The following is a 21,168-nucleotide window of genomic DNA, read 5'->3' as shown; positions in this document are numbered from 1 at the left end:
ATGCGACTCGACTCGATGCAAATCCACGGTTCGGCACGCCTTGCACAAGGCGCGGGTCGGATGCCCGCCATCGTGACCGAAGCTGGCGAAGTGGAGTGGCTCGAGATCGCGCATGCGGCGCGGTCGGGACAAAGCCGGCTCGTTGCGATGTGGGGCGGCGAAGCGCCGGATCGCGTATTGTCGGTAAACGCGGCCTATGAATGCGAGGACGGCATCCTGTGGGTACGTCTGGCGACGGGCGGCATGCCGCGGCCCGAAGGGGATTTTCCCGATCTGGCCGCCATTTTTCCGTACGCAGCGCGCATGCAGCGGGCGATTTTCGATCTGACGGGCCTGCGTGCGCGTGGCGCCCAGGACACGCGCCGGTGGCTCCATCATGGAAACTGGCCCGCCGATTACTTCCCGCTGCAAAAACGGGCAACGGGCATCGAACGATTCGAGTCGAACGAAGCGGATTATCCGTTCGTGCGGGTGGCCGGCGATGGCGTGCACGAGATCGCCGTCGGGCCCATTCACGCCGGCACGATCGAGCCGGGCCATTTCCGGTTTTCGGTCGTCGGCGAGAAGGTGCTGCGGCTCGAAGAGCGCCTCGGCTACGCGCATCGCGGTGTGGAGCGACTGTTCGAGCGAACGCCCGCCTCGCACGGCCACCGGGTCGCCGGCCGGATCGCCGGCGATTCGACGGTAGCGTTCTCATGGGCCTACTGCATGGCACTCGAGCAAGCGTGCGATGTCGCGTTGCCCAAGCGTGCGCTGTCTTTGCGTGCGCTCCTGCTCGAGTGCGAGCGCGTCGCCAATCATCTTGGCGACTTGGGTGCACTCGGCAACGATGCCGGTTTCGGATTCGGTCTCGCTCAATTTTCGCGGTTCAAGGAGGACTGGATACGGACGAACGCTCGGGCATTCGGCCATCGCTACCTGATGGATCGGATTGTGCCGGGGGGCGTGGCAGTCGACCTTTCTTCCGAGCACGCAGCCGAGTTGTCTGCTCAATGCGAACGCATCGAACGCGACGTCCACGCGATGCGGCAAATTTACGACGATCAGTCGGGCCTGCAGGACCGCTTTCTCGGCACCGGCCGATTGACGCCCGATGTCGTCGACCATTTCGGCGTGCGTGGCATGGCGGCCCGCGCCAGCGGCCGGACGTTCGACCTGCGCGCAAACCTGCAAGCGGCCCCGTATGGCGAGCTCGCCGTCAACATTGCGAGCGACGCACGCGGTGACGTCGCTGCGCGCGTCGCCGTCCGTTTTTCCGAAATCGACGAATCGCTCCGTTTAATACGGTTGCTGCTGGCAAATCTTCCGCAGGGGCCGATCGTCGTCGACGTGACGCACGCGGCCGAGCATTCCCTAGGGATCGGGTGGGTCGAGGGCTGGCGCGGTGACGTGTTCGTTGCGCTGGAGACGGCCCCGGGCGATACGGTTGTACGGTGTCATTGCCATGATCCGTCGTGGCAAAACTGGCCGGCGCTAGAGCACGCGATCATCGGCAACATCGTTCCCGATTTTCCGTTGATCAACAAGTCGTTCAATCTGAACTACGCGGGGCATGATCTCTGATGTGGCAACTCATTCGTCAATTCGCGCGCACCGATTTTCCGGACGAAGCCGTGCCGGCAGCAGAAGACGTCAGGCGCCACGAGGAACAGCAGATTCGCCAGGACATTCTCGATCTGCTCGGGCGGGCACTGTGCATTCGTCAGATCGACGCGGGTTCGTGCAATGGTTGCGAACTGGAAATTCACGCACTGAACAACCCGTACTACAACATCGAAGGGCTCGGCATCAAGTTCGTCGCAAGTCCGCGGCACGCAGACTTGTTGCTAGTGACCGGTCCCGTGACACTGAACATGCGGGCAGCCGTGCTCGCTGCTTACGACGCGACGCCCGCCCCGAAGCTCGTGGTTGCAGCCGGCGAATGCGCGTGTACGGGCGGCATCTTTGCCGGCAGCTACGCGGTGTGCGGTCCAGTCTCGTCGATCCTACCGGTCGACGTCACGATTCCGGGATGTCCGCCGCCACCAGGCGATCTTCTGCGCGGCATTTTGACGGCTTGCCGATCACGCCAGGACTGAGGCAAACATCGCAGTGAAGCGACCTGACATCGAGCGCCCACACATCCCCGGGTAACTAAAAACAAGCGCTGTCAGCAACGATGCGTACTTCGGCAAGACATTGAGTGAGCGCGATGCGCGCCGTGCGCCACGCGGCGATCGGCCGCGGCAGATCCGGCCGTTTGGTACCATGCAGCCTTTTCAGACCAGGCTGAGCGCAGCGTGACGCACCGACTCATAACGACCGTCCGGGATTCATGCATCACATGGGCGCGCCGCATGCGGCATCCGACCCGGCGCGGCGTGCTGTTCGCGCTCGCGACCCCGCCCGCCCTAGTCGTGCTGTACGTGCTCGTGTTGATTCCGTTCACGCCCAGCATTAGCGACATCCGCAAGGCGCGCGTCGATCGCCCCGCGCAGATCCTCTCGGCCGACGGGAAGCTGCTGGCCGAATTCAAGCCGGCGAACCGCGAATGGGTCACGCTCAAGCAGATTTCGCCGCACATGGTCGATGCACTGATTTCGACCGAGGATCATCGCTTCTACGAGCACCACGGCATCGACTGGAAACGCACTGCCGCCGCGGCGCTGCACACCTTTCACGGCGACCGCCAGGGCGGCTCGACGATCACCCAGCAACTCGCGCGCAACCTGTACCCCGATGAAGTGGGCCGCGCGCCGACGCTCACGCGCAAAATCAAGGAAGCGATCACCGCCGAGAAGATCGAGATGGCCTATAGCAAGGACCAGATCCTCGAAACCTACTTGAACACGGTGCCGTTTCTATACAACGCCTATGGCGTGGAGATGGCCGCCCGCACCTATTTCAGCAAGTCGGCCGCCGAGCTCGACATTCTCGAAGCTGCGACGCTCACCGGCATGTTGAAAGGCAACAGCTACTACAACCCGGTGCTCAACCCCGAACGCGCGCTACAGCGGCGCAATACGGTGCTCGCGCAGATGGTTAAGTACGGGCGTCTGAGCCCCGCCGCCTACGATAAGCTCAAGGTCAAGCCGCTAGCCGTCGATTTCGAGCGTCAAGTCGAGCCGCCCGGCCCCGCGCCCCATTTCGCCCAGCAATTGCGCAAGTGGCTGATCGGTTGGGCCGATGCGAACGACTACAACGTCTATTCCGACGGCTTGATCGTTCATACGACGATCGATTCGCGCCTACAGGCGATGGCCACTGCCGCCGTCGCTCTGCAGGGCAGAGCCTTGCAGTCGATCGCCAACGGTCAATGGAGCGGCCGTGCGGGTTGCTCGCCGGCGAACGATCTATTCAGGACGTTCATGCGCGAATCGCCCGAATATCGCAGCGCGCGCGCCGCGGGTCAGAGCGACGAGGCCGCGTTGAAACAGCTAGGCGCCGACCGCGGCTTCGTGCGCACCCTCTGTCATGACAAAACCCAGGTGCAGGCGGGCTTTCTCGCGATCGACCCCCGCAGCGGCGCCATCGAGGCCTGGGTCGGCAGCCGCGACTTCGAGGAAGAACCGTTCGACCACGTGCAACAGGCGCGGCGCCAGCCCGGCTCCACGTTCAAGCCGTTCGTCTACGGCGCGGCGTTCGCGGCCGGGGCGAAGCCGACGGACACGTTCATCGATCAACCGGTCGAGATTGCGCTCAAGGGCGGCGAGATCTGGCGTCCTGACGACGACGTCCCGCCGAGCGGCAAGCCGATGACGCTGCGCGATGCGCTCGCCTACTCGCGCAACCGGATCACGGCACAACTGATGGAGCAGATCGGCGCCGAGCGTGTCGCGCGCCTCGCGCAAGCGATGGGCGTGCGCGACAGCAAGCTCGATGCGGTGCCCTCGCTCGCGCTCGGCACGAGCCCGGTCACCGTTAAAGAAATGGTGTCGGCCTATGCCACCATTGCGAACGACGGCGCGTATCTCGAGCCGCGCATGGTGACGAGCATCGAGGATCATGACGGCCGCGTGCTTGCGCAGTTCGAGCCGGCCGCGCCGGAACAGGCGTTGCCGGTCGCGGCCGATCGCACGTTGATCGACGTGATGCGCGATGTCGTCAATCGCGGGACGGGCGCGGCCATTCGCTCGCGCTACGGGATTCGCGCCGATGTAGCAGGCAAGACCGGCACGACCCAGGGCAACACCGACGGCTGGTTCATTCTGATGCACCCGCAACTCGTTGCCGGCGCCTGGGTGGGCTTCGACGATGGCCGCGTCACGTTGGGCGGCAATTACTGGGGCGAAGGCGCGCACAGCGCGCTGCCGATCGTCGGCGACTTCTATCAACGGGCGCTGCGTGCGCGCGTGATCGATGCGCGCGTGCGCTTCGACACCGAAGTGCAGCCAAGCACCTTCGATGTATTCCGCGACAAGCTGCGGGCGTGGATGGCCTGGCTGTCCGGCTCGAAGCCGCAGACGCAAGCACCGGCGCATCGAACGCCGCGGGCCGTGAAACCGGCTGCGCCGGCTTCCGAGCCCGCACCGGCTTCGGAAGCGGTGCCCGCTTCGGCGGGTTCGGCGGCTTCCGCATCGCAAGCGCCAGCGTCCGCAGCGGCATCGGCGGCGGCGCCGGCGTCCCTGCCACCGCTGATCGGCACGCCGGCGAGCGGCGCGGCAGCGTCGGCCCCGCCAGCGGCGCCATCGAGCACACCCGCTTCCGGCGCTGCGCCACAACTCGCACCGACGCTGCTGCCCCCGCCCTCGGGGCCGCACACGGGAGCAACGCCTGAGGGCGGCGGTTTTCCGCCTGCGGGCGCGGGCTCATCGCCTACCCCGACGCCCGACATCCCTCAAACGCCGCCGCCGGGCGCCGATTCGCAATAAACCGCGCCGCCGCGAGCGAGCTTTTCGCCATGCCACTAGAATGGCTGCTTTGCGGGTAAACACCGCTTGGCTACGGCGAACGAGAATGCAACGGATTGAAGCGGCAAAGAACAAGACGGCGTGGGTGCTTTTCGCCCTGGCGGTAGGCGGTTTCGCGATCGGCACGACCGAGTTCGCGACGATGAGCGTCTTGCCGCTGTTCGCGCAAGGCCTGGGCATTAGCGCACCGGTGGCAGGCCACGTGATCAGCGCGTACGCATTGGGCGTGGTGGTCGGCGCGCCCGCGCTGGCCGTGCTCGGTGCAAGGCTCGACCGCCGGCATCTCCTGATCGCGCTGATGGCGTTGTTCGCCGTGGGCAACACGCTGAGCGCGCTCGCGCCAAGCTACGGGTGGATGCTCCTGTTCCGCTTCATCAGCGGCTTGCCGCATGGCGCTTATTTCGGCGTTGCGGCGCTCGTCGCCAGCTCGCTCGTGCCCGAGAACCGTCGCACGGTCGCCGTCGGCCGCATGTTTCTGGGGCTCACGGTCGCCACGATCATCGGCGTGCCGTTCGCGAACTGGCTCGGTCATGCGATCGGTTGGCGCTGGAGCTTCGGCTTCGCAGCCCTGATGGGCGCGATCACGATGACCTGCGTGCGCTTGTGGGCGCCCTCCACGCCGGCCGCCGCAGGCGCCAGCCCGCTGCGCGAATTGAGCGCATTGGGGCGCGCCCAGGTCTGGTACACGCTCGGTATCGGCGCGATCGGGTTCGGCGGCTTGTTTGCCGTCTATACCTACTTGGCCAACGTGCTCATGTCGGTCACCCACGCGTCGGTAGGCACGGCTTCGTTGGTGCTCAGCATCTTCGGGGTTGGGCTCACGGTGGGCAACCTCGTCGTGCCGATGTTCGCGGATCGCGCGTTGATGCGCACCGCCGGGCTCTTGCTGGTTTGGAGCGCGCTGACGCTGCTGGCCTTTCCATTGGCGGCGGCGAACGTCTGGACGATCGCAGTCGACGTCTTCCTCATCGGGGTGGGTGGTGCGCTCGGCACCGTATTGCAGACGCGTTTGATGGATGTTGCCGAAGATGCGCAAAGCCTCGCCGCTTCGTTGAATCACTCGGCATTCAACACGGCGAATGCGCTCGGGCCGTTCCTTGGCGGCCTCGCGATCGCCGGCGGCTTCGGCTGGACCTCGCCCGGCTGGGTCGGTGCGTTGCTGGCGGTGGCCGGCCTTGGCGTGTGGGCGATGGCGGGCTTCGCGCAGCGCAACGCCGATCGCAAAGCCGCGCGATTGGCCTGCGGCGCTTGCTTGGAAACGCAAGGGCGATAAAAAAGCACCGTAGACGTCTTGCCTACGGTGCCATCACGTGACGGGCGAATGCTACGGCGCGAGCGACGCGCCGTAGTGGAGAGGCGCGCTTACATCGTCACGGTGTCTGCCACTTCCTTGAAGTCTTCGATCTGATCGAAGTTCATGTATTGGTAGATCTTGTCGCCGTTGGCGTTCAGCACGCCCATGTCGGCCATGTACTCCTCGCGGGTCGGAATGCGGCCCAAGCGCGAGCAGATCGCGGCCAGTTCCGCCGAGCCCAGATACACGTTCGTGTTCTTGCCCAAGCGGTTCGGGAAGTTGCGAGTCGACGTGGACATGACCGTCGCGCCTTCGCGCACCTGCGCCTGGTTGCCCATGCACAGCGAGCAGCCCGGCATTTCGGTACGCGCGCCGGCTGTGCCGAACACGCCGTAGTGCCCTTCTTCCGTCAATTGCTTCTGATCCATCTTGGTCGGCGGCGCGACCCACAGCTTGACCGGAATGTCGCGCTTGCCTTCGAGCAACTTCGACGCGGCGCGGAAGTGACCGATGTTGGTCATGCACGAGCCGATGAACACTTCGTCGATCTTGTTGCCAGCCACGTCCGACAGCGTTTTCACGTCGTCCGGATCGTTCGGGCAGGCCACGATCGGCTCGTGGATGTCGGCCAAGTCGATCTCGATGACGGCTGCGTACTCGGCGTCCGCATCCGGCGACAACAGTTGCGGGTCGGCCAGCCACTGCTCCATCGCCTTGATACGGCGCTGCAAGCTGCGTGGGTCCTGGTAGCCCTGCGCGATCATCCACTTCAGCAGCGTGACGTTGCTGTTGAGGTATTCGATGATCGGTTCCTTGTTCAGGTGCACCGCGCAACCTGCGGCCGAGCGCTCGGCCGATGCATCGGACAACTCGAACGCTTGCTCGACCTTCAGATCGGGCAGGCCTTCGATTTCGAGAATGCGGCCCGAGAAGATGTTTTTCTTGCCTTGCTTGGCCACCGTCAGCATGCCTTGCTTGATGGCGTAGAGCGGGATCGCGTTGACCAAGTCGCGCAGGGTCACGCCCGGCTGCATCTTGCCCTTGAAGCGGACCAGCACCGATTCCGGCATATCGAGCGGCATCGTGCCGGTGGCGGCCGCAAAGGCGACCAAGCCCGAACCGGCTGGGAAGCTGATGCCGATCGGGAAGCGGGTGTGCGAATCGCCGCCCGTGCCCACGGTGTCGGGCAACAGCATGCGATTGAGCCACGAGTGGATCACGCCGTCGCCGGGGCGCAGCGCGATGCCGCCGCGCGTGCTGATGAAGTCCGGCAGGGTGCGGTGAGTCTTCACATCGACAGGCTTCGGATAAGCGGCGGTATGGCAGAACGACTGCATGACGAGATCGGCCGAGAAGCCGAGGCACGCCAGATCCTTCAGTTCGTCGCGCGTCATCGGGCCGGTCGTGTCTTGCGAGCCCACCGACGTCATCTTCGGTTCGCAGTACGTGCCGGGCCGAACGCCCTGGCCTTCCGGCAGCCCGCACGCGCGGCCGACCATCTTCTGAGCCAGCGAGAAGCCCTTGCCGCTATCGGCCGGTTGCTGCGGCAGACGGAACAGCGTGGACGGCGGCAGGCCCAATGCCTCGCGCGCCTTGGCGGTCAGCCCGCGGCCGATGATCAGCGGAATGCGGCCGCCGGCGCGCACTTCGTCGAACAGCACGTCGGACTTGACCTGAAACTCGGCGATCACTTCGCCGTTCTTCAGCGCCTTGCCCTCGTAGGGGCGCAGCTCGACCACGTCGCCCATTTCCATCTTCGAGACGTCGAGTTCGATCGGCAACGCGCCGGCATCTTCCATCGTGTTGTAGAAGATCGGCGCAATCTTGCCGCCCAGGCAGACGCCGCCGAAGCGCTTGTTCGGGATGAAGGGGATGTCTTCGCCCGTGAACCACAGCACCGAATTAGTGGCCGACTTGCGCGAGGAACCCGTGCCGACCACGTCGCCCACGTACGCGACCAAATGGCCCTTTTCCTTCAACGACTCGATGAACTTGACCGGACCGCGCTTGCCATCTTCTTCCGGCGTGATGCCGGGACGCGCATTCTTCAGCATGGCCAGCGCATGCAGCGGGATGTCGGGGCGCGTGGTGGCATCCGGGGCGGGCGACAGATCGTCGGTGTTGGTTTCGCCCGGAACCTTGAAGACGGTGACGGTCAAGCTTTGCGGCACTTCCGGACGGCTCGTGAACCATTCGGCGTCGGCCCAGCTTTGCATCACGGCGCGGGCGTTGGCGTTGCCCTTGTCGGCCAATTCCTTGACGTCGTGGAATTGATCGAACATCAGCAGGGTTTTCTTCAGCGCGTCAGCGGCCGAGACACCCACTTCGGCGTCCGCCAGCAGCTCGATCAGCGGCTGGATGTTGTAACCGCCGAGCATCGTGCCGAGCAGTTCAGTGGCGCGGGTGCGCGAGATCAGCGCGCAGACGGTCTCGCCTTTGGCGACCGCGGCCAGGAAGCCCGCCTTCACGCGAGCGGCCTCGTCGACACCAGCGGGCACGCGATGCGTGATCAGGTCGAGCAGCGTTTGCTCTTCGCCGGCGGGCGGATTCATCAGCAGTTCGACCAGCTCGGCGGTCTGCTCGGCCGTCAGCGGGAGGGGAGGAATGCCGAGCGCGGCGCGTGCGGCTACGTGAGCACGAAAGTTTTCAAGCATGGGGACCACCTGCTGGTATCGCGGTTCATAGGGAGGCCTGGGGCACGCCGAGTCGGCTGCCGGCACAGCTTCGACCGCGATTTTAGTGGCAACGTCCGGCAACGTCAAATGTCTTATGTCTTATATAAGACTCAAGAGAAGCGGCGGTAGCAGTGTGAATGCAGCGTGATCGCCGCTGGGGACCAGGACGCGGTCGAGCGCACATACGCGCGGGCATCGGGCTTGTATCTTCGATCCGTCATCGAAGTCCATTGGAGTCGACCCGCAGGCTGACATGGAGAAGCCCCATGAAGTGCGTGCCATTTCGGCAGTTCAGCGCGATCGGCTATGCGGCGCTCCTGGCATTTTGCGTCGAAGCCCATGCGCAGTCGCTCGAAACCCAGGCAGCCCAGGCCGGCGAGGCAAACATCAGCGCGCTGCGCGCGGAAGTCGATCAGCGTCTCAAAGAGCTCGAGGCTCTGAAACGCAAGCTTGCCGATGAAGAGGGAAACTTTCGGCAATTGAGCCGTAGGCTGAATGCGAGCCAGCTCGAAAGCAGGCACGCCACAGGCGGCACGGATGCCAACGGTCTGCCGGTTGGAGTCGCGGCGACCGGCGGCGCGACCGCGGCAGCGCAGGCGGTCCAGGCCGATCAGGCAGCACAGGGCGCCGTCCCGCAGAGCGGCGAAAACGCAGGCGCCAATGCCGGTCGCACAGATCAGGCCGGCACGCCTGCAACACCGGTTGGCCAAGCCCCCGTCGCGGATACCCATCCGCCCGCTGTCGCCCCGATCTTCGACCAGCCTGGCGTGCTGACGCCCCGCCATACATTCGTCGTCGAGCCCTACTTCCAGTTCTCCTATTCTTCGCAAAACCAGATCTCGCTCGTCGGGTACACGATCGTTCCGGCGCTCTTGATTGGACTCATCAATGTGAGCGAGGTCAAGACGACGACCCTGACAGGCGGCGTCGCGCTACGGTACGGGCTCACGAACCGGATGGAACTCGAAGTGCGCGTGCCGTACGTCTATCAAACCAACGATACCGTCGCGAGAGAGCCCTTCGTCGGCACCGCCGCGAATACGACCATCAGCAGCAACGGCCACGGCCTCGGCGATGTCGAAGCGACGCTGCGCTATCAGTTCAATCAGGGCGGTCCGGACAAGTTCTACTACATTGGTTGGCTGCGCTTGAAGTCGGCCACGGGCAAAAGCCCGTTCGACGTCGTCACCGATTGCGTCGTGTCCTGTGTCGTGGGCACGACCGCCAATACAGGCCTGCCTCTGCAACAACCGACCGGCTCGGGCTTCCTCGCGATCCAGCCGGGCCTCACGTGGCTATTCCCGACCGACCCCGTCGTGTTCTTCGGCAACTTCAGCTACCTGCACAGCTTCGGCAAGGACGAAAGTCTCACGCTGCGCGATGGACAGACCGAGTTCCTCGGCAAAATTCAACCGGGCGACATCTGGGGATTCAACATCGGGATGGGCCTCGCGCTGAACGAGAAAGCGTCGGTCAGCATCGGCTACGACCAGAGCATCGTATTGCCCACCTCGCAGAACGGACAGACGGTGCCCGGCTCCGTGCGCGTCATACTCGGCACGCTGCTGATCGGCTACTCGTACCGGCTATCGCCGACAACCACCCTGAACTTCTCGATCGGCGCCGGCCTCACGCGAGACACGCCGGACCTCACGCTCTCGCTGCGCGTCCCGATGTCGTTCTGATCCGCCGACGCAAATATGCCCGCCGCCACGACGTGCGGCCACTGCTAGTGTAGTGTTCGGTGCTAAGCGGTGCTTATGGGCCTGCGGATTCGCGTTGGTGGCAAGGCGCAAACCGCAGCGATGCCCAGTGGCATCGCGAGGATTTGCAACGCCGCCACGGGCGCGAAGACGCGGCTCCATAAGTGCCGATTAGCGCCGAACACTGCACAAGGGCCTAGCGAGGACGCACCGCACCGACCAGCGCGCCGTTCATCGTCGACAGAAAATTCGTCGCCGTGAATGCGCCGAGCGAATTCACGCTCGTATTGATCGTCGTCACCGATTGGATCTGCTGGCCGTTCAGCGTGTTTTGGATCAGCGCGCCAGTCAGCCCCGGCAGTGTGCCCTGTTGCACAGAGTTGTGCGGCCCGACCTGGATCAGCGCTCCGGTGTTCGCATTCGCCAGCATTTGCGCCTGTTGGGCTGTCATATCGGCAATATTCGGAATGTCGAAGCTCGTTTGCGCGACCAGGTTGCCGTTCACGAACGCCGCCCGCGAAATGCCGAACGACACCATCAGACCGGACGGCAAGTCAAACCCGCCTCGCATTTCGTCCAGACGGTCCCCGCTTATCGCCACGAGATCGGCGGACGCCCAAGCGGGGTCGGCATCCTGCGTGCGGGAATCGGGTGCAACGTTCGCATCGGCGAAAACGAGCTCGCCTTCCGACATGCCCTGCAGCGCCTTGACCGAACCACTCGCGATCGCCGGCGAATCGCTGACTGCCGCGCCCGCCTGGAAGCCGCATAGGCTGCTGCATAGTGCGGTGACGATGCCCGCCGCCTTCAGATGTTCGAATATCATCGCTGTTCTCAGAATTCGCCCGGCCCGAGTTTCGGCACGACCACATTGAACAAACCGTCGCGCGCAATCGCGGTATCGAGCGGCGCCGACGGCGCAACGTGCCAGTCGCGCGGATCATTGAACCTCGCCGTTTCATGCCGGTTGTGGATGACGAACACGACGTGGTCCTGCCACTCCGCCTCGAAACTGCGCTGCGACAACGCCCGCGTGCCGTTGGCCGGATCGCCGATCAGCACGCGCCCGTTGCGCACGCCCTTGACCACCACGAAGTGGTGGTAACCATGTTCGACGATCAGCACGATCGCAGGCGTGCTCGTCTCGTTGAGCTTGTCGAGCGGCACTTCATAACCGTCGGCCTGGAAGCCGCGCGAGATCAAGAACGAGCGGATATCGAGCAGCGAGAAGCCTTCCCGGCGAATCTTGTCTTGGTTGCCGCGTTGAAACATTTCGACGAAGGCTTGCTGCTCGCTGACGGGATAGTCGTATTGATACGTCAGGAGCGTCGCCACGGCCGCAGAACCGCAACTGAAGTCGAATTGCTGTTTGATCGTTCGCTTGAAGCGGGCCTCCTTCAGGCTCGTCAAATGCAGCGAGTAATACCCGCCCGACGGATCGGTGACGCCGATAGGACTGGCGTGCGCAGCCGGCAGGCAGAACCCGCAGGCGAGCGCAAGGTAGGTTGCGACGCGCTTCATCGCTCAGTTTCCGAAACGCACGTTCAGCACCGTCGCGTTCTGGATCAGCACGTTCGCGCCGGTGTTTTGGATTACCGTCGGCAAGCCGCTCGAATACGCGAACGACCCACCGCCGATCGCGTTCGAGCCGGTCGCGACGTTCGTGGCCGCGTTATCCGCAACCGAGCCCGTCAAATAATTCTGTCCGACCAGCGCATCGCCGCCACGGCGTTCGTCCAATTGCTCGGCCGTCATCGCCACGCCAAAGGCGGATTGCCGCGCGTCCTGCGATGCGCCGGCCGTCGTTGTGGACAGATCGGATTCGGCGCCGCCGATAGGAACGGCCGCGTCGGTCGCCGCAATGTGCGCCGGTTGTGGTGATGCTTGCCCATCGTCCCCTGCATAAGCGTTCAAGCCACGCAGTGCGAAGACGACAGGAACGAGCAGCGACACGCTCTTCTGTATTTGCATGGACGCCTCCTTGGCCTGCGTACAGCGAAAACCCGCTGCACAGTGACCCGGATGTCCGAAACCGCGCCTCGCGGCTGGCCGGAACGGCCTACGCCACGTCGTTCGCGCGGACATCGGGAAAACGCCGTGGAGCGCCAGGCTGCTCGCTCCACGGCCCATACCCCCGGCTTGTGTGGCTAAACGAAGCTGTCGATCAATGCCCGACAGTCAGGTTCGCCTGCACGGTAACGGCTTGCTGCACCAGCGAGGTCAAGCCGCTGTTCTGGCTCATCACAGAGATACCGGCTGCCGATTGCGCTGCGGCGGTCATGTTGTTGCTCATGTCGAAGGTGCCGGCATTGACGGTGTTGACGCCGCCCGCACCTCCCGCACCGCCGACGCCGCCGTTGCCGACACCGCCATTGCCTGCAGCCCCTGCCGCGCCGGCTACGCCTACCGCTCCCGCGGCGCCGGCGCCACCGGTTGCATTGCCGTTAGCGGCGCTCGTGCTTGCGTCGCCGTTGGTGCCGCTGCCGCCAGTGCCAGTGCCGCCGCCACCGCCGGCGCCCGCCGAAGCGGTCGCCGCACCGCCATTGCCGCCCGTGCCGCTGCCTGCTCCGCCCGTTGCGGTGTTAGCGCCGGTCGAGGCCGCTCCGCCCGCGGCAGTTGCCGCGCCGCCAGTGCCAATGCCGGAGCTGCCGGCCGCCCCTGCGCCGCCTGAGCCGCCTGCCGACGATGCGGAAACGGTCGAGTTGCGGTTGGCATAGGCGCCGCCGCCATTGCCGCCGCCCCCGCCGTCGCCGCCCGAACCGCCGCTCGCCTGCGCGTTTCCGCCTGCGCTGGCCGAGAAGCCGCCCAGCGCAACGCCGACGGCTCCCGCACTGCCGCCGCGCCCGGCGCCATTGCCACCCTGGGTGCCGCCGGCGCCTGCGTAGCCGCCATTGCCGCCGTTGCCGCCATTGCCATTACCAGCCGACGCGCTGCCGTTTGTGGCGTTGCCGGCGGTTGCCCCGCCGTTCGTCGCGGTTCCCCCGTTGCCGCCGTTGCCGCTGGCGCCACTGTTGCCGCCATTACCGCCGATGCCTGCGCCGCCGTACCCCTTGCCGCCGCCGCCGGCGCTACCGCCTGCGGCGCTGCCCCAGTTACCGGCTTGGTTGCCGATGCCGTTGACGCCAAGGTGCGTCACCGAACCGTCCAGCGTGCTCAACGCGACAGCGTTCGTCGTGTTGAAGGAGTTTTGCTTCACGCTGGCGTATGACGCGATCTCGTTGGCATTGCTGCCTGCCGTCGAGGTTTGTCCCGAGGAAGCGGAACTGCTCAGCGAGTTTGCGCCGGACGTCGATCGTTGGTCGCAAGATTGGGCGTTGTCGCTACACGGATTCGCTGTCGCGTACCCGCTCACCCCAAGCGCCAACGCCGCGGCCGTCGCCATCAGAGTTGTTCGCATAAGAGCCTCCGGCGCACTAGTGGCCAACGGTCAGATTCGCCTGGACAGTGACGGCTTGCTGCACGAGCGACGCCATTCCGCTGTTTTGGTTCATGACCACGATGCCTGCTGCGGACTGAGCCGCCCCCGTCATCGAATTGGCCATGTCGAACGTGCCAGCGCTGACGGTGTTGGCGCCACCGGCGCCGCCGGCGCCGCCGACCGCTCCGTTACCTACGCCGCCGTTGCCCACACCGCCCGCGCCGCCCGCACCGCCCGCGGCGCCTGTCGCTCCAACGCCGGCGGTTGCGCTGCCGTTGCTGGCCATGGTGCTTGAGCCGCCGTTGGTTGCGCTACCGCCCGTGCCCGTGCCGCCTGCGGCGCCGTTGCCGGCCGTCGCCGTCGCTGCACCGCCGGCGCCGCCGCTACCCGTGCCTGCGCCGCCCGTGGCTGTGCTCGCGCCCGTCGTGCCCGCGCCGCCCGTGCCGGTGACTGCACCGCCCGTCGCGCTGCCTGAGCCGCCCGCCCCGCCAGCGCCGCCCGCGCCGCCCGCTGAAGTGGCGCTGACAGTCGACGTACGGCCGGCGCTGGCGCCGCCGCCGTCGCCTCCTGCGCCCCCACCACCTCCACCGCCGCCGTTGCCGCTGGCGCCGCCTCCGAGTCCAGCCGCCAACCCGCCGGCTGCGAGGCTACCGGCACCCGCCAAGCCGCCGCGGCCACTGCCGTTTCCGCCCTGCGTGCCGCCGGCGTGTGCGTTGCCGCCACTCCCGCCGTTGCCCGCATAGCCGTCGCCCGCGGTGGCTCCACCGTTGCTGGCGGCACCGGCAGAGGCGCTACCATTGGTGGCGCTGCCGCCGCTGCCGCCGCTACCGCCAGCGCCGCCTTTGCCGCCGTTGCCGCCCAACGCTGCGCCGCCGTAGCCATTGCCACCCTTGCCACCGGATCCGCCGCTGGCGCTGCCCCAGTTACCGGCCTGGTTGCCGATGCCATACACGCTGACACCGGTGACGACACCGTCGAGCTTGCTCAACGCGACGACCTTCGTGCTGTTATTGCTGTTCTGCCAGACGGACGCATTCGCGGCTATTTCGTTGGCGTTACTGCCGCTGGTCGAAGTTTGGGTCGACGTTGCGCTACTGCTTAACGTATTGGCGCCGGTCGTCGAGCTTTGGTCGCAGGATTTACTGTTGTCACTGCATGGGTTTGCCATTGCGTAACCGCTGAAGCCTAAGGCGAGCACTGCAGCGGACGCCATCAGTGTCTTGCGCATATGAACCTCCTGTGCAAACGATGGGTGAGGCTGGCGGAACGCACCGAGCCACGGCGCAAGAACGCATAGGCAGTGCCATGCTGCTAAGTAACTGAAATGAAAGGATAAATTTTTAGATTACTGCACCGCGGCATTCTTCTTCGGGTTTTTACTTAGGCCCTGTGTTTCTCGCATGCAACACCCAAACCGGCATTGCGCCGGCTGCGAGTAGTCACCACATCAAAAAACACTTTGCATTCAATGCGATGCGTGAACTTTATAATTCCAAAAAGGAGCAGAGCAAAACGTTTCTTTTCTGAATCGTTGGCCGTCCGAGGTTATTCGTCAATGAAAGGTACTTTTCATTATCCTGAATTATGCGGCTTGCACACACCTATTCTGACGAAAACAAAATGAAGTTCCGTTGATTGCCGCACATTTCTGCATATCCCGCGCCCGTGGGGCTCATCGGCATTCGAAAAACGCCTGGGTATCTGCGTCACGGTCAATCCGCAGAGCCGGCCCCGCCCCGACACGGCCCAATGCCGCAACGAGAGACGGCCGCGCAGCGCGTTCGCACGCTAGCACGCGCCGCCACGCCTTAGCCCGGCAGCGAACTCGCGCCCCATGCATCGCAAACGGGACGCCACGCGATCTGCGCGCCGCCTCCGGTCCCTGATGCTCCGCGTGCCGCCGCGCCCACGGGATGGGCGATGCATGCGACGCCAAAATATTACCAAACATTTTTGTTCTATAAACTCACTTAACCAGTCAAATATGATCGATAACGATGAGTGAGCATTGACAGATCACCTCTGCGGCGAGACAATGTCATCGCCTCTACCGCCGTACTAATCTTGCATATAAGATCGCTTAAACATGTTAACCAATCAAATATGATTGATAAGCCGCCCCCACCCTCCCTGCCGACCCCGGTCAGGCGCGCCATTGAAAAGCTTGGTGCCGACCTGGCCTTGGCGCGCCGGCGGCGTCATCTCACCCAGGCATCGATGGCTGAACGCTTACGCGTATCCGAGGCGACCGTGCGGCGAATGGAACACGGCGACAGTGGGATTTCGCTTGGAACCATCGCGCAGGCATTTTTCGTCCTCGGAGAGTTGGACAAGATCAACCGGCTTCTGGACAGCGCAGCCGACGACATCGGCCTATCGCTCATGAACGCGCAATTGCCTCTACGCGTGCGCAAAAAGCGAATCAAGTCGGACTCCGGAGTCCTATGAGCAGGCCAGCGATCAAACAAACCGTCAAAGTGGCGCTAGGCGAAGCGGCACGGCCAATCGGCACACTCACCTACAGCAAGGACGGGGGCCGGGAATTCACCGCGTTTTCGTACGACACCGCGTGGCTCGCGGCACCGGAGCGCTTCGAGTTGTCGCCAGATCTAGCGCTCGTCGAAGGGCACCAGTTCCGCAAAGCGCCGTCTAAGGACGATTCCGTCTTCCACTTCGCGTTTGCGGATACGGAGCCCGATGGCTGGGGTTGCCGGGTCATTGCACGCGATCACGCGAAGCGGCGCAGAGCAGCACATGTCGCAGGCATCGATGCGACCGCCGCGGCGCTCACCGAAATGGATTACCTGCTGGGCGTGGATGATCGAAGCCGGATCGGCGCGCTGCGTCTCCTGGATCAGTCGGGCAACTTCCTGCGGACGATCGAGGACGGCGGCCACGGCACGCCGCCGCTACTTGAACTAGCGCAACTCATCAGCGCCACACGCGCGGTGGAGATGAACAAGGAAACGCAGGCCGATCTGCATTACCTGCGCGGGCGTGGGACCTCACTGGGGGGCATGCGACCCAAATGCACGATTCTCGATGACGACGGCCATCTGGCCATCGGCAAATTCCCGAGCATCAAGGACGACCGCAGTGTCACGCGCGGCGAGGTGCTGGCCCTTCACTTGGCCGCAGCAGCGGGCGTCACGGTCGCCGATTCACGTATCGTCGTGTCGGACGATATCCCAGTCGCACTCGTGCGCCGGTTTGACCGTACCACGAGCGGAGGGCGCATCCCGTACCTATCCGCGGGCTCCATGCTTCAGGCATCACGCGCGGACAACCACGCGTACACGCAGATTGCCGATGTCATCACGATGCGTTGCGTCGACCCAGCGCACGATCTCCAGGAACTATGGCGGCGCCTCGCGTTCAATCTGCTCATCACGAACGTCGACGACCATGTGCAAAACCACGGTTTTCTGCACGTTGAGCATGGTCAATGGCGGCTCGCGCCAGCCTTTGACATCAATCCCTTCCCAGATAAGGACCAGGAACTGAAGCTGTGGCTCACCGAAGATTCCGGGCCGGTCGATTCCATTGAAGACGTGGTCCGAATGGCGCGGTACTTCCGGCTTTCCGACGACGATGCCAAGCGCGTGCTAACCGAGGTCTGCACTGCGATTCAAAACTGGAAAGCGATCGCGAAATCGGCAAGGGTCGGCATGACCGACGACGACCTCGACGCGTTTTCACCGGCGTTCGAAAACGAGCAGATGCGTATTGCGACGGGTGTGCTTACCTAAGGGCAGCGATACCGAAATAGCGACTGTCGACGGCCTTGAACTTGCTGCCGCTGCAATGGAATACCGGATCAGTTCCCCCGGGCGGCGCTCGGTTCTGGACGAAGCAATTCTGCGGCGCGCGTCGGCGTTGCTTGGGCGACAGGCAGTGGAATGCGCACTTTGATCGACGTGCCGTGTCCCGGCAACGACTCGATACTAACGTCGCCCGCGACGAGATAGGCCCGCTCGCGAAGGCCCGATAGCCCAAACGAATTTAGCTTGCGCGGCATTGAAAGATCGAATCCGACGCCATTGTCTTTCACGATCAACAAGACGTGGTCGTCATTGCGCGTCAAGCTCAGCGTTGCCCGCGAGGCGTGCGCATGTCGCCCGATGTTGGTCAGCGACTCCTGCATGATGCGAAACACTGCAGTCGCTTGCGGCTCCTCGAGATCGAGGCTGGGGGGCTCGACGGTTAACTCGCATTCGATGCCGTGACGCTGTCGGAAGTTCTGCGCGAGCCAGTCCGCCGCGGCGACGAGGCCGAGGTCATCGAGCACCAGCGGTCTAAGGTCCGCCGCGATGCGGCGGGTGGCGACGATCGCTTCGTCGAGCAGCGTATGCACGGGCGCGAGTTCCGCTTTCAACGCCTTCCGTTCAGAGACCAATTCAAGCTCGAGTCGCGACGCTGCCAGCGTCTGGCAAAGTTCATCGTGCAATTCCCGCGCGATGCGCCGATTTTCTTGCTCGCGCGCGGAGGTCCCAATCGACGCCAATTCGCACAATTCCTCGCGTGAGTGCTCGAGCGCCGCTTCAGCGCGCTTGCGCTCGAGCACTTCATTGACCAAGTCGCGGTTCGCCGCCGTGAGCGCAGCCGTACGTGAAGCTACACGGTGCTCGAGCAGCGCGTTCGCTTCGTTCAATTGCACCGTCTGCAACTGGACGCGCTGCCGCTCGATGCGCTCGCTCTCGAGTGCCTGGACGACGCGCGCGTAGAGGTCGATGTTCTCGAGCGTCAAGATGACGAGTACGAAGCTGGCAGCGCACAGGCTGTAAATGCGGCCGGCGTAGAAACCAAGATCGAAGCGGCTATGATTGAGCACGCCCGCGAACGTGATATCGAAAAGCCAGGCGCACATGACAACCATGAGCCATAGGTCCAGCACGGAGTGCGGCCGCCGCAAGAGGAGCGTCGCGAGCGCAAGCAGGCTGAGCAACCAGGTGAGCGTCAGTACGATGCCGTGCGCCACTGTATAGCGCGGCGCCAGTGTCGGCCCAGACAGCTGTGGCGGCAGCACATCGTAGCCGCGGGTCGCCAGAATCGCGAACGCGATAGCGACGAGCGCGGCAAAGGCTATGCTGGCCAAAATCGCCGGCGCGCAAGCGCCCTCCCGCCGCGTTCGCGTTGTTGCGCCATCACGCTTTAGCCACGCATAGGCAATAACGACGACTGGAAAACTGCCATGCCAGAAAACGTAGAGCCAGGCCGTGCTTTGACTGCGCGCCCCTAACCAGCCGGTATCAGAGAAGACGCCCGGAAACGTAAGTAAGTGCGCCGTCGCCGTGAAGGCGGTCAGCAAGTATCCCGTCGCCAAGACCAGCAAGGCTCGGGACCGCAAAATGCGGTACTGGCCAAGCAAGAGTGCTGCCGTAAGCAAATCGCATACGACGACCGCAGATTCGTAGACCGGAATAAAGGCCCAAACTCTGGGTAACTGAAGTTTCGCGAATGGCACAGCCGCAATGAAGGCGATGGCTGTAATCAGGACGACAGCAACCGCGAGTCGCCGCTCGCGGCGCCCGGGCGGCAAGGTCGAGAGGAATACCCGTGAATCGGTCGTCACCTCGCTCACGTTCGCCCCCGTGCTCGTTCGCGCGTTGTTTTTGGATCTCCGCCGGATATCTTACTACCAGAAAATGCAACGCTGCACGTGCATATTAGATGGAATCGGCGGCCTCGTGGGCAGCCGCGGCGGGAGTCGATCGGCGTAGATCTCCACCGGTCAAGGTTGGCGTTTGCCACGGCCACCGGCTGGTTTGCCAGCCGGCTTAGCCGAACCCACAACTGGCTTGCTGGCGGGTTTGCTGCGTGGCTTTTGCACGCTGAATGGGTTACCGCTGGACAAGCTTGAGCCTTTACCCGTGACCATTGCACGCTGCGCCACAGGCTTGCCTTTGTTTTCCCCGCTTTGTGGGCGCGGCTTTTTGCCGATCGCCTGCATGGCGCCCGACGCAACCTGCAGCGCTTTGGGCTTCTTGGGCTTTTTAGGTTTCTTGATGATCTGGCCCATCGCGCCGGTTTGCGGCACGCGGTGTTCGGCCTCAAAACCCGGCTCCTCTTTTCGGGGCAGCGTTTGCCCGATCAGCGCTTCGATCGCGGCCAGCTGCGGCGCTTCGTCGGCGCACACGAGGGACACCGCCACGCCGCTGGCGCCCGCGCGGCCGGTACGGCCAATACGGTGCACGTAGTCTTGCGCCACGATCGGCAGATCAACGTTGATCACCAGCGGCAGGTCGTCGATATCCAGCCCGCGCGCAGCCACATCGGTCGCTACCAGCATATTTACTTCGCCCGTCTTGAAGCGCTCCAGCGCACGCAGGCGCGCCGGTTGCGGCTTGTCGCCGTGGATGGTGTCGACCGAGTAGCCCGCTTCGTCCAGCATGGCCGCCAAGTAATCCACGCCATTACGGGTTTTGACGAACACAAGCGCATGCTCCCAGTTGTTCTCGGCCACGAGGTGCATGAAGAGGTCAGGCTTGTTTCTTTTATCCACCGGTACCACCCACTGCTTGATCTTGCTGGCCGTGGCATTGGGCGGGCTGACGCTGATATTGACCGGGCCGCGCAGAATGCCCGCCGCCATGGCGCGGATATCGTCGGTGAACGTGGCAGAGAACAGCAGGGTCTGGCGCTGATCGGGCAATGCGGCAAAGACGGCGTTGAGTTCGCGCGCAAAGCCCAGATCCAGCATGCGGTCGGCTTCATCCAGCACCAGCGTTTGTACTTGATCAAACTGCACTGCGTTTTGGCGATTGAGATCGAGCAAACGGCCCGGCGTGGCAACGAGCACATCCACCCCTTTTCGCAACTTCATCATCTGCGGGTTGATACTCACACCGCCGTAGGCGGCCAGAAATCGTAGATCGAGGCCTTTACCGTATTCGATAAAGCTTTGCAGCACTTGTTCAGCCAGTTCACGCGTGGGCACGAGCACCAGAACACGCGCGCGGTTGCTGGACACCGCCGGGCCCTGTTGCACCAGCCGTTGCAACAGCGGCAGCGCGAAACCCGCCGTTTTGCCAGTGCCGGTTTGTGCCGCAGCCATGACGTCCTTGCCACTGAGCACAGCTGGAATCGCCTTGACCTGCACCGGCGTAGGTGTCTGGTAATTGGCGTCCCGCACATTGCGCAGCAAGGGAGCGATCAAGCCAAGCGTGGCAAAAGACATTGGCGTATTCCG

Annotated in this window: 15 protein-coding genes and 1 pseudogene; 8 read left to right on the top strand and 8 right to left on the bottom strand. The window is 64.0% G+C overall.

Annotated features, from left to right (window positions below):
- The 4 genes and pseudogenes from MMB74_RS11315 (at window position 1) to MMB74_RS11300 (ending at window position 6,162) form a co-directional block, all read left to right on the top strand.
- On the top strand, window positions 1–1,563 hold the full coding sequence (locus MMB74_RS11315; RefSeq protein ID WP_277428726.1) for an NADH-quinone oxidoreductase subunit C: 1,563 nt from the start codon (window positions 1–3) through the stop codon (window positions 1,561–1,563).
- Complete coding sequence (locus MMB74_RS11310) at window positions 1,563–2,078, top strand: formate hydrogenlyase (protein ID WP_277428725.1); 516 nt, start codon at window positions 1,563–1,565, stop codon at window positions 2,076–2,078. The genes MMB74_RS11315 and MMB74_RS11310 overlap by 1 nt, the downstream gene beginning before the upstream one ends.
- A gap of 255 nt (window positions 2,079–2,333) precedes the next feature.
- Window positions 2,334–4,850 (top strand): annotated as a pseudogene (locus tag MMB74_RS11305) (transglycosylase domain-containing protein); the annotation flags it as partial.
- Window positions 4,851–4,935: 85 nt separating this feature from the next.
- Window positions 4,936–6,162, top strand: a complete 1,227-nt coding sequence (locus MMB74_RS11300) for an MFS transporter (protein ID WP_277428724.1) — start codon at window positions 4,936–4,938, stop codon at window positions 6,160–6,162.
- 89 nt (window positions 6,163–6,251) lie between these two features.
- On the opposite strand, the gene acnB is transcribed toward MMB74_RS11300, so the two are convergent.
- The gene (gene acnB / locus MMB74_RS11295) at window positions 6,252–8,837 is read right to left on the bottom strand and encodes a bifunctional aconitate hydratase 2/2-methylisocitrate dehydratase (protein WP_277428723.1); all 2,586 of its coding nucleotides are present in this window, start codon (window positions 8,835–8,837) and stop codon (window positions 6,252–6,254) included.
- Between the two features lie 287 nt (window positions 8,838–9,124).
- On the opposite strand from acnB, the gene MMB74_RS11290 reads away from it, so the two are divergent.
- Entirely contained in the window at window positions 9,125–10,543 is a 1,419-nt protein-coding gene (locus tag MMB74_RS11290) for an acetate kinase (protein ID WP_277428722.1), read from the top strand.
- Between the two features lie 214 nt (window positions 10,544–10,757).
- On the opposite strand, the gene MMB74_RS11285 is transcribed toward MMB74_RS11290, so the two are convergent.
- The 5 genes from MMB74_RS11285 to MMB74_RS11265 form a co-directional block, all read right to left on the bottom strand.
- Window positions 10,758–11,387 carry a hypothetical protein gene (locus MMB74_RS11285; protein WP_277428721.1) on the bottom strand — a complete coding sequence of 210 codons (630 nt, stop codon included), beginning with the start codon at window positions 11,385–11,387 and terminating at the stop codon, window positions 10,758–10,760.
- A gap of 8 nt (window positions 11,388–11,395) precedes the next feature.
- Window positions 11,396–12,082: a C39 family peptidase gene (locus tag MMB74_RS11280; RefSeq protein WP_277428720.1), complete on the bottom strand. Its 687-nt coding sequence runs from the start codon at window positions 12,080–12,082 to the stop codon at window positions 11,396–11,398.
- A 3-nt stretch (window positions 12,083–12,085) separates the two neighbouring features.
- Window positions 12,086–12,532, bottom strand: coding sequence for a hypothetical protein (locus MMB74_RS11275; protein ID WP_277428719.1), 447 nt, complete (start codon window positions 12,530–12,532; stop codon window positions 12,086–12,088).
- A 193-nt stretch (window positions 12,533–12,725) separates the two neighbouring features.
- Complete coding sequence (locus MMB74_RS11270) at window positions 12,726–13,958, bottom strand: hypothetical protein (RefSeq protein ID WP_277428718.1); 1,233 nt, start codon at window positions 13,956–13,958, stop codon at window positions 12,726–12,728.
- Window positions 13,959–13,974: 16 nt separating this feature from the next.
- On the bottom strand, window positions 13,975–14,967 hold the full coding sequence (locus MMB74_RS11265; RefSeq protein ID WP_277428717.1) for a hypothetical protein: 993 nt from the start codon (window positions 14,965–14,967) through the stop codon (window positions 13,975–13,977).
- Between MMB74_RS11265 and MMB74_RS11260 the strand changes: the two genes are divergently transcribed.
- The 3 genes from MMB74_RS11260 to MMB74_RS11250 all read left to right on the top strand — a co-directional run bounded on the left by MMB74_RS11260 (window position 14,942) and on the right by MMB74_RS11250 (window position 17,728).
- Window positions 14,942–15,154, top strand: a complete 213-nt coding sequence (locus MMB74_RS11260; RefSeq protein ID WP_277428716.1) for a hypothetical protein — start codon at window positions 14,942–14,944, stop codon at window positions 15,152–15,154. The two genes, MMB74_RS11265 and MMB74_RS11260, sit on opposite strands and share 26 nt — an antisense overlap.
- A gap of 928 nt (window positions 15,155–16,082) precedes the next feature.
- A complete protein-coding gene (locus MMB74_RS11255) occupies window positions 16,083–16,427 on the top strand; it encodes a helix-turn-helix transcriptional regulator (RefSeq protein ID WP_277428715.1) in 345 nt (114 codons plus the stop codon).
- The gene (locus MMB74_RS11250) at window positions 16,424–17,728 is read left to right on the top strand and encodes a type II toxin-antitoxin system HipA family toxin (protein ID WP_277428714.1); all 1,305 of its coding nucleotides are present in this window, start codon (window positions 16,424–16,426) and stop codon (window positions 17,726–17,728) included. Before MMB74_RS11255 ends, MMB74_RS11250 begins: the two co-directional genes overlap by 4 nt.
- Window positions 17,729–17,796: 68 nt before the next feature.
- On the opposite strand, the gene MMB74_RS11245 is transcribed toward MMB74_RS11250, so the two are convergent.
- Entirely contained in the window at window positions 17,797–19,443 is a 1,647-nt protein-coding gene (locus MMB74_RS11245) for a sensor histidine kinase (protein WP_277428979.1), read from the bottom strand.
- A 267-nt stretch (window positions 19,444–19,710) separates the two neighbouring features.
- Window positions 19,711–21,156 carry a DEAD/DEAH box helicase gene (locus tag MMB74_RS11240; RefSeq protein WP_277428713.1) on the bottom strand — a complete coding sequence of 482 codons (1,446 nt, stop codon included), beginning with the start codon at window positions 21,154–21,156 and terminating at the stop codon, window positions 19,711–19,713.
- Window positions 21,157–21,168 lie beyond the last annotated feature (12 nt).

It is taken from the genome of Trinickia sp. Y13 (assembly GCF_029522115.1).
Lineage (GTDB): Bacteria > Pseudomonadota > Gammaproteobacteria > Burkholderiales > Burkholderiaceae > Trinickia.
This window is presented reverse-complemented; position numbering and strand designations above follow the sequence as displayed.

What these genes read in the sequence shown, in the direction of transcription:
- MMB74_RS11285 (WP_277428721.1), bottom strand. Translation starts at nt 11,387, where the DNA reads ATGATATTCGAACATCTGAAGGCGGCGGGCATCGTCACCGCACTATGC.
- MMB74_RS11280 (WP_277428720.1), bottom strand. Translation starts at nt 12,082, where the DNA reads ATGAAGCGCGTCGCAACCTACCTTGCGCTCGCCTGCGGGTTCTGCCTG.
- MMB74_RS11290 (WP_277428722.1), top strand. Translation starts at nt 9,125, where the DNA reads ATGAAGTGCGTGCCATTTCGGCAGTTCAGCGCGATCGGCTATGCGGCG.
- MMB74_RS11270 (WP_277428718.1), bottom strand. Translation starts at nt 13,958, where the DNA reads ATGCGAACAACTCTGATGGCGACGGCCGCGGCGTTGGCGCTTGGGGTG.
- acnB (WP_277428723.1), bottom strand. Translation starts at nt 8,837, where the DNA reads ATGCTTGAAAACTTTCGTGCTCACGTAGCCGCACGCGCCGCGCTCGGC.
- MMB74_RS11250 (WP_277428714.1), top strand. Translation starts at nt 16,424, where the DNA reads ATGAGCAGGCCAGCGATCAAACAAACCGTCAAAGTGGCGCTAGGCGAA.
- MMB74_RS11300 (WP_277428724.1), top strand. Translation starts at nt 4,936, where the DNA reads ATGCAACGGATTGAAGCGGCAAAGAACAAGACGGCGTGGGTGCTTTTC.
- MMB74_RS11240 (WP_277428713.1), bottom strand. Translation starts at nt 21,156, where the DNA reads ATGTCTTTTGCCACGCTTGGCTTGATCGCTCCCTTGCTGCGCAATGTG.
- MMB74_RS11275 (WP_277428719.1), bottom strand. Translation starts at nt 12,532, where the DNA reads ATGCAAATACAGAAGAGCGTGTCGCTGCTCGTTCCTGTCGTCTTCGCA.
- MMB74_RS11255 (WP_277428715.1), top strand. Translation starts at nt 16,083, where the DNA reads ATGATTGATAAGCCGCCCCCACCCTCCCTGCCGACCCCGGTCAGGCGC.
- MMB74_RS11315 (WP_277428726.1), top strand. Translation starts at nt 1, where the DNA reads ATGCGACTCGACTCGATGCAAATCCACGGTTCGGCACGCCTTGCACAA.
- MMB74_RS11310 (WP_277428725.1), top strand. Translation starts at nt 1,563, where the DNA reads ATGTGGCAACTCATTCGTCAATTCGCGCGCACCGATTTTCCGGACGAA.